12 protein-coding genes are annotated in these 13,676 nt (G+C 73.7%); 10 read left to right on the forward strand and 2 right to left on the reverse strand.

Annotated elements, in window-relative coordinates; translation table 11 throughout:
• The first annotated feature begins 81 nt into the window (after window positions 1-81).
• Window positions 82-1,245 carry a cysteine desulfurase family protein gene (locus tag ACFWBW_RS35380; RefSeq protein ID WP_385381762.1) on the forward strand — a complete coding sequence of 388 codons (1,164 nt, stop codon included), beginning with the start codon at window positions 82-84 and terminating at the stop codon, window positions 1,243-1,245.
• A 2-nt stretch (window positions 1,246-1,247) separates the two neighbouring features.
• Here the strand turns inward: ACFWBW_RS35380 and ACFWBW_RS35385 are convergent, their stop codons facing one another.
• Window positions 1,248-1,934, reverse strand: a complete 687-nt coding sequence (locus ACFWBW_RS35385; protein WP_385381765.1) for an N-acetylmuramoyl-L-alanine amidase — start codon at window positions 1,932-1,934, stop codon at window positions 1,248-1,250.
• A 70-nt stretch (window positions 1,935-2,004) separates the two neighbouring features.
• Here ACFWBW_RS35385 and mnmA point away from each other — a divergent pair, with 70 nt between their 5' ends.
• Window positions 2,005-3,150, forward strand: coding sequence for a tRNA 2-thiouridine(34) synthase MnmA (gene mnmA / locus ACFWBW_RS35390; protein WP_385381768.1), 1,146 nt, complete (start codon window positions 2,005-2,007; stop codon window positions 3,148-3,150).
• 13 nt (window positions 3,151-3,163) lie between these two features.
• On the opposite strand, the gene ACFWBW_RS35395 is transcribed toward mnmA, so the two are convergent.
• Window positions 3,164-4,087, reverse strand: coding sequence for an NADP-dependent oxidoreductase (locus ACFWBW_RS35395; RefSeq protein WP_385381771.1), 924 nt, complete (start codon window positions 4,085-4,087; stop codon window positions 3,164-3,166).
• Window positions 4,088-4,199: 112 nt separating this feature from the next.
• Here ACFWBW_RS35395 and ACFWBW_RS35400 point away from each other — a divergent pair, with 112 nt between their 5' ends.
• From ACFWBW_RS35400 to ACFWBW_RS35435, 8 genes are all read left to right on the forward strand, one after another.
• Window positions 4,200-5,201: a GlxA family transcriptional regulator gene (locus tag ACFWBW_RS35400; protein WP_385381798.1), complete on the forward strand. Its 1,002-nt coding sequence runs from the start codon at window positions 4,200-4,202 to the stop codon at window positions 5,199-5,201.
• A 59-nt stretch (window positions 5,202-5,260) separates the two neighbouring features.
• Window positions 5,261-5,605 (forward strand): DUF1330 domain-containing protein, encoded by a 345-nt coding sequence (locus ACFWBW_RS35405; RefSeq protein ID WP_385381774.1) that lies wholly within the window; start codon window positions 5,261-5,263, stop codon window positions 5,603-5,605.
• A gap of 2 nt (window positions 5,606-5,607) precedes the next feature.
• The gene (locus ACFWBW_RS35410; RefSeq protein ID WP_385381777.1) at window positions 5,608-6,564 is read left to right on the forward strand and encodes a hypothetical protein; all 957 of its coding nucleotides are present in this window, start codon (window positions 5,608-5,610) and stop codon (window positions 6,562-6,564) included.
• Window positions 6,565-6,726: 162 nt separating this feature from the next.
• Window positions 6,727-7,416 carry an SDR family oxidoreductase gene (locus ACFWBW_RS35415; RefSeq protein ID WP_385381780.1) on the forward strand — a complete coding sequence of 230 codons (690 nt, stop codon included), beginning with the start codon at window positions 6,727-6,729 and terminating at the stop codon, window positions 7,414-7,416.
• Window positions 7,413-8,408, forward strand: a complete 996-nt coding sequence (locus ACFWBW_RS35420) for a methionine synthase (protein WP_385381783.1) — start codon at window positions 7,413-7,415, stop codon at window positions 8,406-8,408. Before ACFWBW_RS35415 ends, ACFWBW_RS35420 begins: the two co-directional genes overlap by 4 nt.
• Before the next feature lie 31 nt (window positions 8,409-8,439).
• The gene (gene ligA / locus ACFWBW_RS35425; RefSeq protein ID WP_385381786.1) at window positions 8,440-10,650 is read left to right on the forward strand and encodes an NAD-dependent DNA ligase LigA; all 2,211 of its coding nucleotides are present in this window, start codon (window positions 8,440-8,442) and stop codon (window positions 10,648-10,650) included.
• Window positions 10,651-11,038: 388 nt separating this feature from the next.
• Window positions 11,039-13,240, forward strand: a complete 2,202-nt coding sequence (locus tag ACFWBW_RS35430; protein WP_385381789.1) for a putative bifunctional diguanylate cyclase/phosphodiesterase — start codon at window positions 11,039-11,041, stop codon at window positions 13,238-13,240.
• Window positions 13,237-13,602, forward strand: coding sequence for a nucleoside 2-deoxyribosyltransferase domain-containing protein (locus tag ACFWBW_RS35435; protein ID WP_385381792.1), 366 nt, complete (start codon window positions 13,237-13,239; stop codon window positions 13,600-13,602). Before ACFWBW_RS35430 ends, ACFWBW_RS35435 begins: the two co-directional genes overlap by 4 nt.
• The last annotated feature ends 74 nt before the right edge of the window (window positions 13,603-13,676 follow it).

Below are 13,676 nucleotides of genomic sequence, written 5' to 3' on the forward strand. Positions count from 1 at the left end.
CGAGGCCGGAGGCTCCGTCAGCGGGCTGTAGGGCCCCGGCGGGGTATCGGGGGTGTGGCGGACTCGTAGAATCGGGGGATCATGGCCTACCTCGACCACGCCGCCACCACCCCGATGCTGCCGGAGGCCGCTGCGGCGATGACCGCGCAGTTCGCCGTCACGGGCAACGCGTCCTCCCTGCACGCCGCCGGCCGCCGCGCCCGCCGCACCGTCGAGGAGGCCCGCGAGGCCCTCGCCGACGCACTCGGGGCCCGTCCGAGCGAGGTGGTCTTCACCGCCGGCGGCACGGAGGCCGACAACCTCGCCGTCAAGGGGCTCTACTGGGCCCGCCGCGACGCAGATCCCGCCCGGACCCGTGTCCTCGCCAGCCCCGTGGAGCACCACGCCGTCCTCGACGCCGTGCACTGGCTCGCCGAGCACGAAGGGGCGCAGGTCGAGTACCTGCCCGTGGACCGCTACGGGCGCGTGCACCCCGATGCCTTCCGCGAGGCGATCGAGCGCAACCCCGAGGACGTCGCCCTCGCCACCGTCATGTGGGCCAACAACGAGATCGGCACGGTCATGCCGATCGCCGAACTGGCCGCCGTCGCAAGCGAGTCCGGCGTCCCGCTGCACTCCGACGCGGTTCAGGCCTTCGGCCAGCTCGACGTCCGCTTCGGCGACAGCGGGCTCGCCGCCATGACCGTGAGCGGCCACAAGGTCGGCGGACCGTACGGGATCGGCGCGCTGCTGCTCGGCCGCGACCAGAGCCCCGTACCCGTCCTGCACGGCGGCGGCCAGGAGCGGCACGTCCGCTCCGGCACCCTCGACGTCCCGGCCATCGCCGCCTTCGCGGTGGCCGCCGTCCTCGCCGCCGAGCGGCGCGAACGGTTCGCCACCGAGATCGGCGCCCTGCGCGACCGGCTCGTCGCCGCCGTGCTCCGCGAGGTCCCCGACGCGGTCCTGGGCGGCGACCCGGACGGCCGGCTCCCCGCCAACGCCCACTTCAGCTTCCCCGGCTGCGAGGGGGACTCCCTGCTGCTCCTGCTCGACGCCCAGGGCATCGAGTGCTCCACCGGCTCCGCCTGCACGGCCGGCGTGGCCCAGCCCAGCCACGTGCTGCTGGCCACCGGCACCGACCCGCGCCTGGCCCGGGGGACCCTGCGCTTCTCCCTCGGCCACACCTCCACGCAGGCGGACGTGGACGCGGTCGCCGCCGCCATCGGCCCGGCCGTGGCCCGCGCCCGCACGGCGGGGCTGAGCTAGGCCTAGGCCGCCTTGGCGGCCGCTGCGCCGGCCTCGTTGACCATGCGGAGGTAGCGGTCCCAGTCCCAGTGGCGGCCGGGGTCCGTGTGGTCGGCTCCCGGCACCTCGGAGTGCCCCACGAAGTGCCCCCGGTCGGCGGGTATCCCGTACCGCTTGCAGACGTCGGCGGCGAGCCGCGCCGAAGCCCCGTACATCGCGTCCGTGAAGTCCTTCGGCCGGTCCACGAAGCCGACGTGCTCGATGCCGATGCTGCGCTCGTTCATGGAGCGGTTGCCCGAGTGGAAGGCGACGTCGAGCTCGCGCACCATCTGCTCGATGTGGCCGTCCTGGCCGACGATGTAGTGCGCCGACGCCCGGTGGAACGGATTCCTGAAGGCGTCCACCGAGGACTTGAAGCCGCCCTGCGTGACATGCACCACGATCCGGTCCACCCGGTAGTCCGCGGGCCGGTCCGCCAGCCGCCAGTTCGCCGGAGAGGCGGCCGTCCAGGAAGCCCCCGCGTGGTCCAGCTCGCCTTCCTTGCGCGGCTTGGACACCCCGGGCACCAGCCACCAGGCCCGCCCGATCTCCTCGCGCCCGGCGACGGCCGCGGCCGTCACCAGCCCGAGGCCGCCGAACAGCACCGCCCTGCGGGTCCGCCCGGGCCGTCCCTTGTTGCCCGGACCGCCCTTGTCGCTCTTGCTCCCCATGGTGATCCACCCCCTGTCACCGAGAACGCGCTGTGACCCCGCTCGGTTCCCCCGTACCCTGGACGGTGCTATGACTGAGAACCTGCCGAGCAGCCCCCGCCCCCTCCGCGTCCTGGCCGCCATGTCCGGCGGAGTGGACTCCGCCGTCGCCGCGGCCCGCGCCGTCGAAGCCGGGCACGACGTGACCGGCGTCCACCTCGCCCTCTCCGCGAACCCGCAGTCCTTCCGGACCGGAGCCCGCGGCTGCTGCACGATCGAGGACTCCCGCGACGCCCGCCGCGCCGCCGACGTCATCGGCATCCCGTTCTACGTCTGGGACCTCGCCGAGCGCTTCCGCGAGGACGTCGTCGAGGACTTCATCGCCGAGTACGAGGCCGGGCGCACCCCGAACCCCTGCCTGCGCTGCAACGAGAAGATCAAGTTCGCCGCGCTGCTCGACAAGGCCCTCGCCCTCGGCTTCGACGCCGTCTGCACCGGCCACTACGCCACCGTCGTCCTGAACGAGGACGGCACGCGCGAGCTGCACCGCGCCTCCGACATGGCCAAGGACCAGTCCTACGTCCTCGGCGTGCTCGACGAGAAGCAGCTCGCCCACGCCCTCTTCCCGCTCGGCGACACCCTCACCACCAAGGAAGAGATCCGTACCGAGGCCGAGGAGCGGGGGCTGGCCGTCGCGAAGAAGCCCGACAGCCACGACATCTGCTTCATCGCCGACGGCGACACCCAGGGCTTCCTCGCCGGCCGCCTCGGCAAGGCGGAGGGCGACATCGTCGACGAGGCCACCGGCGAGAAGGTCGGCACCCACGAGGGCGCCTTCGGGTTCACCATCGGCCAGCGCAAGGGCCTGCGGATCGGCCACCCGGCCCCCGACGGCAAGCCGCGCTACGTCCTCGACATCTCCCCGGTGAACAACACCGTCACCGTCGGCCCCGTCGAGGCCCTCGACGTCACCGCCCTCACCGCGATCCGCCCCCGCTGGTGCGGCTCCACGGCGGCGGCCCCGGGCACGTACACCGCGCAGCTGCGCGCCCACGGCGGCGAGACCGAGGTCTTCGCCGAGCTGGTGGAGGGCGAACTGCGCGTCCGCTTCACCGAGCCCGTCCGCGGCGTTGCCCCCGGCCAGGCGATCGTCCTCTACGACGGCACCCGCGTGGTCGGCTCCGCCACGATCTCCGCGACCACCCGGGCCGCGGCGTCCGCGACCGCCACGGCATAGGCGGGCCGCCCGGTCAGACCACCGTCAGGACGATCTTGCCGGTGGTCCGGCCCCGCTCGCCGATCTCGTGGGCCTTCGCGGCCTCCGACAGGGGCAGGACGGTGTCGATGAGCGGGCGGAGCTTTCCTTGCGCCACGAGCGCGGCGATGGCCTTCAGGCCCGCCGGGTCCGGCTCGACGAGGGTCCACCCGGTGCGGAAGCCCTCGGCGTCGGCCGGCACGTCGTCGGGGCCGTTCAGGGTGATGAGGTGGCCGCCCGGGCGCAGCACCTTCAGGGAGCGCGCCCCGTAGTCGCCGCCGATGGCGTCGATCACCACGTCCACGTCCGAGACCACGTCTTCGAAAGCGGTGGTCCGGTAGTCGACCAGCTCGTCGGCCCCGAGCGAGCGGAGCGCCTCGTGCTTGGCGGCGCTCGCGGTGCCGATCACGTACGCGCCGAGCGCCTTGGCGATCTGGACGGCGAAGTGCCCCACGCCGCCCGCCGCCGCGTGCACCAGGACCCGCTGCCCCGGCCGCACGCCGGCGGTGTCGTTCAGCGCCTGCCACGCCGTGAGCGCCGCCAGCGGCAGGGCCGCCGCCTCGACGTGGTCGAGCGTCTCGGGCTTGCGGGCGAAGTGCCGGGCCGTGGCCGTCACGTACTCGGCGTAGGCGCCCGCCTGGTGCGGGAAGCGCGGCATGCCGAAGACCTCGTCGCCCGGCTGGAAGAGGGTCACCCCGGGTCCGACGGCCTCGACCGTGCCGGACACGTCCCAGCCGACGGCCGGGACCCGGCCCCAGGGGATGAGGGCGCCGCTGGCCCGGGTCTTCCAGTCCACCGGGTTCACCCCGGCCGCGTGGACCCGTACCAGGATCTCGCCCATGCCCGGCTCCGGCCGGTCCAGCTCGGTCTCGGTCAGTACCTCGGGTCCGCCCCACTGGCTGACGACGATGGCGCGCATGTGTTTCTCCTCAGGTGTGTCCGGTGTTGCTGCCCGACCAGCTTCGGCTGCGGAGCGAAGCCGCAGTGTTGGCCGTACGGCCACCCTGTGACAGGATCTGGCCATGCAGGCCATGCACCGGATCGCCGTACTCGCCCTCGAAGGCGTCCCTCCGTTCGAGCTCGGGATGCCCTCCCGGGTGTTCGGCAACGCCGTCGACGACTCCGGGAAGCCGCTCTACGCGGTGACCGTCTGCACCGTCGACGGGCAGCCCGTGGCCAGCGACGCGGGCTTCACGATCGGGGTCTCGGCGGGGCCCGAGGCCCTCGCGGCCGCCGACACGGTGATCATCCCGCCGACCAACGTCATGATGGCGCTGGAGCAGGGCGTACCCCTGCCCCGGCCGCTCGCCGACGCCCTCGCCGCGATCCGCCCCGGCACCCGGCTGGTGTCGATCTGCACCGGCACCTACGTGCTCGCCGCCGCCGGCCTGCTCGACGGCCGGCCCGCCACCACGCACTGGATCAAGGCGCCCGCCTTCCAGCGGGCCTTCCCGCGCGTCAAGCTCGACGAGGACGTGCTCTTCGTCGACGACGGGGACATCCTGACCTCCGCCGGGGTCGCCGCCGGCGTGGACCTCTGCCTCTACATGATCCGCCAGGACCACGGCACGGCCGTGGCCAACCGCGCCGCGCGGCTGTGCGTCGTACCGCCGTGGCGGGACGGCGGCCAGGCTCAGTACATCGACCGGCCCGTCCCCGAACCCACCGTCGCCACCACCACCGCCACCCGGGCCTGGGCCCTGGAACGCCTCGGGGAGCCGATCGCCCTGGCCGAGCTGGCCGCCCACGCCCGGATGAGCCTGCGCACCTTCACCCGCCGCTTCCGCGACGAGGTCGGCATGACCCCGGTGCAGTGGCTCACCGGCCAACGCCTGGAACTGGCCCGCCATTTGCTGGAGTCCAGTGACCTCCCCGTCGACCTGGTCGCCCACCGCTCCGGCTTCGGCTCCGCGAACTCGCTGCGCCAGCACATGCGTTCCACACTCGGCATCTCCCCGATCGCCTACCGGCGCACCTTCGGGCCGCACGGCGCCATGACTCCGGAGGTAATCGCCACGGGCGCGGCCGGCTGACAGGCTCTGTCCAACGGCCCGGAACACCGCACACCGGGCTCCTCGACAGGGAGACGGACATGACCGCGTACGCCATAGCCCACCTGCGCCCCGAGACCATGAACGAGGAGATCCTGGACTACATGGTCACGATCCAGTCGACCCTGGACCCCTACGAGGGCCGCTTCCTCGTCCACGGGGCCGAGGTCGAGGTCGTGGAGGGCCCCTTCCCCGGCACGGTCGTCGTGATCGGCTTCCCGGACATCGAGCGCGCCCGCGCCTGGTACGCCTCCGCCGCCTACCAGGCCATCCTCCCGCAGCGCACCCGCCACATCGCGGGCGAAGCGATCCTGGTCGAGGGCGTGGCCCCGGACTACGACCCGTCCACCACCGCGGACCGCCTCCGCGAAGCCGCCGGGCTCTGACCGTGGGCAACCGGGCCGTCTTCGTGATCGCCGGCCCCGCCGGGCCGACCCGCCACTACTCGTCCTTCGGCGCGATCGGCCTGGACCTCGACCTGTTGGCCGGCCCGGACGTGGCCCTGCCCTTCCTGCGCGACCACGCGCCCCAGGACGGCTGGTACGGCGACGACGCGGTCGAGGCGGGCGTCCTCGCCGACCCGTCCCGGCGGCTCCTGCTGCTCTTCGCCTGGGAAGGGCCCGCCGCCTCCTCGCGCACCCGGGCCGCCACCCTGGAGCTGCTGCGGTGCGCGTGGCCCGGCTGGGAGGTCCGGTGGCTCCACGACGGCCAGGCCGGCCTGCGCGCCCACCTGGGCCTCGGCCCCCGGGGGGACTCCCGCGCCGTGTACCCCGGCCCCGCGCTGGAGGTGGACGAGGAGGAGCTGTCCGACCCGGACCCGCTCGTGGCGGTGGTCACCATCGGCCCCGGGCCAGGCCGCTGCCACCTCCTCGCGGACATCAACGATCACCCCGCCGAGGAGGGGCCCGCCCTGCTCGAACGGCTCCGGGACGCCCCCGACCACGGGACCCACCGGTCGTGGGCCGATGCCGGGATCCACGTCGACCCGGAGCGGCGGCGGGTCGGCTGGTGGCTCAACACGGCCCGGGACCGGGCCCGTACGGTCGGCGACCGCTGGCCCGGCTGGACCGTGGAGTTCTGGGAGGACCGCTGGTCCGAGCACCGCACGGCCTGCGGCGGGCGCTTCGACCCGCCCGCCCCGGACCGCGCGGCCGCGCTCGCCGAGGTACGGGACCTGGCGCTGGAGCGGTGGGCCGGGCCGCGCCCGGACGCGCGGGCCGCGCTGGTCGCCCGGCTCCCGCACATCCCCGTCGGCCGGGGCTTCGCACCCGCCGTTCGGGTCGCCCCGGCAGCCGCCGCCCGCACCGCGATCGAGAGGGCGTACCGCGAGGCCGCCGGTCCGTGACGGCGGGCGCGGATCCGGGGGACCGGGGCCGGGGCCGGTCGCCGGAGCGGGTCGCCGGGCCGGGCTGCCGGCCCGCTGCCGGGCCCGGTCGCCGTGCCCCGCCCCGATGGGTATCCGGACGCCTGGACCAGGGGCCCCGGCCCGGATGCGAGCATGGGCGCTATGGCTACTCACCTCATCACCGGCGCCGGCTCCGGCATCGGTGCCGCCGTCGCGGCGCGGCTGCACGCCCGCGGCGACGACCTCGTCCTGCTCGCCCGCGACGCCGCCCGCGCCCGGCAGCTCACCGACCGGTACCCCGGATCCGGCGCGCTCGTAGGGGACCTCGCCGACCCCGACCGGCTCTCGTGGGCCTTCTCCAAGCAGGCGATCCCGGAGCGGATCGACTCGCTCCTGCACATCGCCGGCATCGTGGACCTCGGCCCGGTGGGGGAGCTGCGCCCCAAGACCTGGCACCAGCAGCTCAACGTCAACCTCATCGCCCCCGCCGAGGTCACCCGGCTCCTGCTGCCGACCCTGCGCGCCTCCCACGCCACCATCGTCTTCGTGAACTCCGGCGCCGGGCTCACCGCCCACGCCGACTGGAGCGCGTACGCCGCCTCCAAGCACGGGCTGAAGGCGCTGGCCGACTCGCTCCGGGCGGAGGAGAAGGAGAACGGCATCCGCGTCACCTCCGTCTACCCCGGCCGCACCGCCACCCCCATGCAGGCCAAGGTCCGCTCCCAGGAGGGCGAGTCCTACGACGCCGCCGACTGGATCGACGCCGAGTCCGTCGCGACCACCATCGTCATGGCCGTCGACCTGCCCCGCGACGCCGTGGTCAGCGACCTCAGCGTCAGGCCCGGCCGATGAGCGCGAGCCGCACCGGCGGAGCCACCGGAGTCGGCTCGCTGCCCGGCGGCGACGCCCGCGAGGCCGCCAAGACCGTCACCGGCTCCTTCGAGGACTTCCCGTACCTCGCCGAGCTGCCCGCCCGCGGCCCCGGCTCGGACATGATCGGCCGTTCCCTCGGGCTGCTCGTGGACATGTACGCGCACGTCGAGCCCAGCGGCTGGCGGATCAGCGACCGTCCCGGCCGCGACAGCAAGCGGGCCCGCTCCTGGCTCGGCGAGGACCTGGACGCCCTGGAGGAGTTCACCCAGGGCTACCAGGGCCGGCTCAAGGTCCAGGCCGTCGGGCCGTGGACGCTGGCCTCCGCCCTGGAACTGCACGGCGGCGAGGCCGTCCTCCAGGACCCGGGCGCCTGCCGGGACCTGGCCGGATCGCTCGCGGAGGGCGTGCGCGAGCACCTGGCCGACGTGCGCAAGCGCATCCCCGGCGCCGAGATCGTCCTCCAGTACGACGAGCCCTCGCTCACCGCCGCCCTGCTCGGGCGGGTCCGCTCCGCCAGCGGCTACCGCACCTACCGCGCCGTCGACCGGCAGGTCGTCGAGGGCACGCTGCGCGAGCTGTTCGCCGTCCACGACGGCGAGGTGATCGTCCACTCCTGCGCCCCCGAGGTGCCCTTCGCACTACTGCGACGCGCCGGGGTCTCGGGCGTGTCGTTCGATTTCTCCTTGCTCACCGAGCGCGAGGATGACGCCATCGGGGAAGCGGTCGAAGCCGGTACGAAACTCTTCGCCGGAGTGGTGCCCGGGACCGACGGCCCGCTGTCAGACCCGGGCGGTAGCGTCATGGGTGTCAGGAAGCTCTGGCGCAGGCTGGGGCTGACCCCGGGGACTCTGGCGGAGTCCGTCGTGGTCACCCCGACGTGCGGTCTGGCGGGCGCTTCGCCCGCCTACGCGCGGGCGGTTCAGGCGCACTGCGTCAGGGCGGCGAGGTCGCTCGCCGACAACCCTGAGTGATGGATCAAGACGGGTCACGGGAGGACACGGCATGGCAGCCGAACAGAAGCAGGGCAGCGAATCGGCCGTACCGGCGGAACTGCGCGAGCAGCACGCGCTGATCGCCGAGCAGGTCGAGGAGCACCGCTTCCGGTACTACGTGAACGACCAGCCGGTCGTCAGCGACGCCGAGTTCGACCAGCTGCTGCGCTCGTTGGAAGCACTGGAGGAGCAGTACCCCGAGCTGCGCACGCCCGATTCGCCCACCCAGAAGGTGGCCGGGGCGTACGAGACGGACTTCGCCTCCGTCGAGCACCGCGAGCGCATGCTCTCCCTCGACAACGCCTTCGACGACGAGGAACTGGCGGCCTGGGCCGAGCGCGTGGCGCGGGACGCGGGCACCTCCGACTACCACTACCTGTGCGAGCTGAAGGTGGACGGCCTCGCCGTCAACCTCACCTACGAGAACGGCCGCCTGACCCGCGGCGCCACCCGCGGCGACGGCCGCACGGGCGAGGACATCACGCCCAACGTCCGCACCATCGCCGACATCCCCGACCGGCTGAAGGGCGACCGGATCCCCGCCCTGGTCGAGATCCGCGGCGAGGTCTACTTCCCCATGGAGAAGTTCGAGGAGCTCAACGCCCGGCTCGTCGAGGCCGAGGGCAAGCCCTTCGCCAACCCGCGCAACGCGGCGGCCGGTTCGCTGCGCCAGAAGGACCCGAAGGTCACGGCGAGCCGGCCGCTGCACATGGTCGTGCACGGCATCGGCGCCCGCGAGGGCTTCGAGATCGAGAACCAGTCGCAGGCGTACGAACTGCTGCACGAGTGGGGTCTGCCCACCGCCCAGCACAACAAGGTGGTCTCCACGCTCGCCGAGGTCCGGGAGTTCATCGCGTACTTCGGCGAGAACCGCCACTCGGTGGAGCACGAGATCGACGGCGTCGTCGTCAAGCTCGACGAGATCGCCCTCCAGGGCCGGCTCGGCTCCACCGCGCGCGCCCCGCGCTGGGCCATCGCCTGGAAGTACGCCCCCGAAGAGGTCAACACCAAGCTGATCGACATCAAGGTCGGCGTGGGCCGCACCGGCCGCGTGACCCCGTACGCCCAGGTGGAGCCGGTGACGGTGGCGGGCTCCGAGGTCGAGTTCGCGACCCTGCACAACCAGGAGGTCGTCAAGGCCAAGGGCGTGTTCATCGGGGACACCGTCGTCCTGCGCAAGGCCGGCGATGTCATCCCCGAGATCCTCGGGCCGGTGGTCGACCTGCGGGACGGCAGCGAGCGGGAGTTCGTCATGCCCGCCGAGTGCCCCGAGTGCGGGACGCCGCTGCGGCCGATGAAGGAGGGCGACATCGACCTGCGCTGCCCCAACGCGCAGACGTGCCCCGCCCAGTTGCGCGAGCGGCTGTTCTACCTGGTCGGGCGCGCCTGCTTGGACATCAAGAACTTCGGCTACGTGGCCTCGGCCGCCCTCACCCAGCCGCTGGAGCCCTCGGTCCCCCCGATGGCGAACGAGGGCGACCTCTTCGGGCTCACCCTGGAGCAGCTGCTGCCCATCACGTCCTACGTCCGGGACCAGGACTCCGGTCAGCCCAAGATCGACCCGAAGACCGGCGAGCCGAAGATCGTCACCTTCTTCGCGAACAAGGAGGGCGAGGCCAAGACCAACACCCTCGCCATGCTCGCGAACATCGAGGCGGCCAAGACCCAGCCGCTGGCCCGCATCATCAACGGCCTGTCGATCCGGCACGTCGGCCCGGTCGCGGCGGCGGCGCTGGCCCGCGCGTTCCGCTCCATCGAGCGGATCGAGCAGGCGACCGAGGAGGAACTGGCCGCCACCGACGGCGTCGGCGCGATCATCGCGACCTCGGTCAAGGAGTGGTTCGCCGAGGAATGGCACCAGGAGATCCTGCGCAAGTGGCGCGCGGCCGGCGTCCGGATGGAGGAGGAAGGTTCCGGCGAGGACGAGGGGCCGCGCCCGCTGGAGGGGCTGACCGTCGTGGTCACCGGAACTTTGCAGAGCCACACGCGGGACGGCGCGAAGGAGGCCCTGCAGAGCCGGGGCGCCAAGGTGACCGGGTCCGTTTCGAAGAAGACCTCCTTCGTCGTGGTCGGCGACAACCCCGGCTCGAAGTACGACAAGGCCGTGCAGTTGAAGCTCTCGATCCTCGACGACGCCGGGTTCGCCGTCCTGCTGGAGGAGGGCCCGGAAGCGGCCCGCGAGGCCGCGCTCCCGGTGGACGGCGACGCCGCAGCGGAGTAGCGAAGGCGAACGGATGCGTGGCGTGCGGCCGTACGAGCGGGCGCGCGCCGGGCGCGGACGGCGGTGACACCCGGTGGGGCGCGGCCGGTACCGGGCCCATGCGAGGCCGGTACAAGGCTGGTGGCGGGCCCGTGACCTGTCGGATCATCGGACGGGCGGCCGGGGAGTCCTGGTCCGAACTCACCCGTTCGGCGGATACCGTACTGATGAGGATGGCTGGGTCGTATTCGGGCAACCGCCGCCGACCGCTGCCCCTGGACGCCTCCCGCGTCCTACTGTTGAGGGGTGCGCCTGTCGTGCACGGCTGCTTGACGCGATTCCAGCCGTGATGGCATGACATCGGGGCCATCGCGTGGCATCGGCATCGCCGGCTGTGAGAGGGACGGGCATGAAACCCATCGAAAGCGCCGACCCGTCACCAGATTTCGGCGGGGAGTTCCCGTCCATGCGGACGGGCCGGCTCGGTGTCCTGGGTTCCAGGACGCCGCAAGCGCGACCGCTCGACACCGGAGCGGGCACGGGCCCGGCGGGCCGGAGCACCGCGCTGCCCCTCGTCATCGTGGGCCTCGCCGCCGTCGTGCTCGGCGTCGGCATCATCACCGCACTGACCAGCCGTCACGCCCTGTTCCCCGGCGGCCCGGTCGGCTGGGCGCTCGCCCTGCTCACCGGCATCATCGTCGGCCACCTCGTCGCCCTCGGCCGCGACCGCTGGTGGGGCGGCACCGGATCCGGCGCGGCCCTCACCCTCGGCGTCCTCATCCTCTACGGATGGGTCCCCGCCGGGCTGGTCTCCCTCGCCGTGGTCTCCCTCGTCGGCGCCGCCCGCCGGCACCGCTGGCGCCAGGGCCTGCTCCACGGAGCCACCGACATCCTCGGCATCGGCGCGGGCGCCCTCGTCCTCGCCGCCTTCGGCGAGTCGCCCTCCGTCGAGGCCCCGTGGCGCCCCACCGGCTGGGGGATCGACGCGATCCCCGAGGTCATCCTGGTCGCCCTCGCCTACCTGCTCGTCACCCGCCTCCTGCTGTGGCTCGCCCTCGCCCCGAGCGGCGGCGGGCTGCCCACGGTCGCCCGTACCGCGCTGCTGCGCCAGGCCCTCGTCGCCGTCGCGCTCCTCGGCATCGCCCCGCTGATCTGCGTGGTCGCCGAATCGCAGCCCGTGCTGCTGCCGCTGTTCGCCGTACCGCTCATCGCCCTGGACTCCACCCTGTGGATCGCCCGGGCCCGAGCCGAGGAGCAGCTGCGGGACCCGCTCACCGGACTGCCCAACCGGCAGTGGCTGCTGGAGCGGGCCTGGAGCGCGCTCGACCAGGCCGAACGGTCGGGCACCCGCGCGGCGCTCGTACTGATCGACCTGGACCGCTTCCGCGCGGTCAACGACACCCTCGGCCACCTCGCCGGCGACCGGCTGCTCCTGCAGATCGCGGACCGGCTCCGCCAGGCCCTGCCCCCGGACGCCGAGGCGGCCCGCCTCGGCGGCGACGAGTTCGCCGTCCTCCTCCCCGTCGCCGACTCCACCACCAGCGCCCAGCGGATCGCCCGCAACCTCGTCGCCGAACTCAGCTCCCCCCTCGACCTGGACGGCCTGACCCTGGTCCTGGAAGCCAGCGCCGGCCTCGCCGTCTTCCCCGACCACGCGCTGGACGCGGAGGGACTGCTGCGCCGCGCCGACGTCGCCATGTACCAGGCGAAGCGGGACCGGACCGGAGTCGAGGTCTACGAGTCCAAGCGCGACAGCAACACCCCCGACCGGCTCGGCCTGCTGGGCGACCTGCGCCGGGCGCTGGACGCCGGCGAGGTGGAGCTGCACTACCAGCCGAAGGTCCGGTTCGACGGCAAGGTGGCCGGGCTCGAAGCACTCGTGCGCTGGGTGCACCCGGAGCGCGGGCGGGTCTCGCCGGACGAGTTCATCGCGATCGCCGAGACCTCCGGGCTGATGCCCCACCTGACCGAGTACGTACTGGAGACCGCGCTCGCGCAGGTCGCCCGGTGGCGGGCCCAGGGCCTCAAGGTCCCGGTCGCCGTCAACGTGTCGCCGCGCGACGTCCACACCCCCGGCTTCGCGGGCGCCGTGGCCGCGCGCCTCGCCCGGCACGGGGTCCCGGCGAGCGGGCTCCAGCTGGAGATAACGGAACACGTCCTGCTGGAGGACCCGCAGCGGGCCGCCGACACCATGGCCGGACTGACCGGCCACGGCGTGAAGATGTCCCTCGACGACTTCGGCACGGGCTACTCCTCCCTCGTCCACCTGCGGCGGCTGCCCGTCAGCGAGCTGAAGATCGACCGGTCGTTCGTGGCGCGGCTCGCGGTGGACGCCCAAGACGCGGAGATCGTCCGCTGCACGGTGGACCTCGCCCACTCGCTGGGCCTGCTGGTCGTCGCGGAGGGCGTCGAGGACGACGAGACGTGGGAGCGCCTGCGCGACCTGGGCTGCGACGCCGTCCAGGGCTGGCTGGTCGCCGCCGCGATGCCCCCGCAGGAGGCGACGGCCTGGCTGCTGGCCCGCGGCGAGCGCGGCTGGCGGCGGCCGGCGGACATCACGGCGGAGCTGGCGGCGGAGACCGCCGCCGCGGCGGCGTCCCAGACGCCGTGAGGTACGTGGAGGCGCCGGCGCGGTACCGCCCCGCGCCGGGGGACCCGCCGTCGGTCTTCCTGGCGGGCGGCATCACGCACTGCCCGCCCTGGCAGCCGCGGGCGGCGCGGGAACTGGCCGACTTCGTCGTGCTCAACCCGCGGCGGGCGGACTTCGACGTGTCCGACGCCTCGCAGACGGACGTCCAGATCGCGTGGGAGTACGCACACCTGCTGCGGGCGGACCTCACTCTGTTCTGGTTCCCCGCATGCGAGGCGTCCCTCACGGTCCAGCCGATCACCCTGTACGAACTCGGTGCGGCCGCGGCCACCCTCCCCGAAACGGTGGCGGCCGCCCGCGCGGAGCTGACCGTCCCGGCCTGACAGCAGCCCTGCGGGGGCTGTCCCCTACCCGCCCTTCGCCCGTTCCCCGGGGGCCGGCCCCCGGACCCCCGGGC

This window comes from Streptomyces sp. NPDC059957 (assembly GCF_042730015.1).
Classification (GTDB): Bacteria; Actinomycetota; Actinomycetes; order Streptomycetales; family Streptomycetaceae; genus Streptomyces.

Bases quoted from the DNA above. Each gene is read 5' to 3' on its own strand.
- ACFWBW_RS35380 (WP_385381762.1), top strand. From the start codon at position 82: ATGGCCTACCTCGACCACGCCGCCACCACCCCGATGCTGCCGGAGGCC.
- ACFWBW_RS35385 (WP_385381765.1), bottom strand. From the start codon at position 1,934: ATGGGGAGCAAGAGCGACAAGGGCGGTCCGGGCAACAAGGGACGGCCC.
- mnmA (WP_385381768.1), top strand. From the start codon at position 2,005: ATGACTGAGAACCTGCCGAGCAGCCCCCGCCCCCTCCGCGTCCTGGCC.
- ACFWBW_RS35395 (WP_385381771.1), bottom strand. From the start codon at position 4,087: ATGCGCGCCATCGTCGTCAGCCAGTGGGGCGGACCCGAGGTACTGACC.
- ACFWBW_RS35400 (WP_385381798.1), top strand. From the start codon at position 4,200: ATGCACCGGATCGCCGTACTCGCCCTCGAAGGCGTCCCTCCGTTCGAG.
- ACFWBW_RS35405 (WP_385381774.1), top strand. From the start codon at position 5,261: ATGACCGCGTACGCCATAGCCCACCTGCGCCCCGAGACCATGAACGAG.
- ACFWBW_RS35415 (WP_385381780.1), top strand. From the start codon at position 6,727: ATGGCTACTCACCTCATCACCGGCGCCGGCTCCGGCATCGGTGCCGCC.
- ACFWBW_RS35420 (WP_385381783.1), top strand. From the start codon at position 7,413: ATGAGCGCGAGCCGCACCGGCGGAGCCACCGGAGTCGGCTCGCTGCCC.
- ligA (WP_385381786.1), top strand. From the start codon at position 8,440: ATGGCAGCCGAACAGAAGCAGGGCAGCGAATCGGCCGTACCGGCGGAA.
- ACFWBW_RS35430 (WP_385381789.1), top strand. From the start codon at position 11,039: ATGAAACCCATCGAAAGCGCCGACCCGTCACCAGATTTCGGCGGGGAG.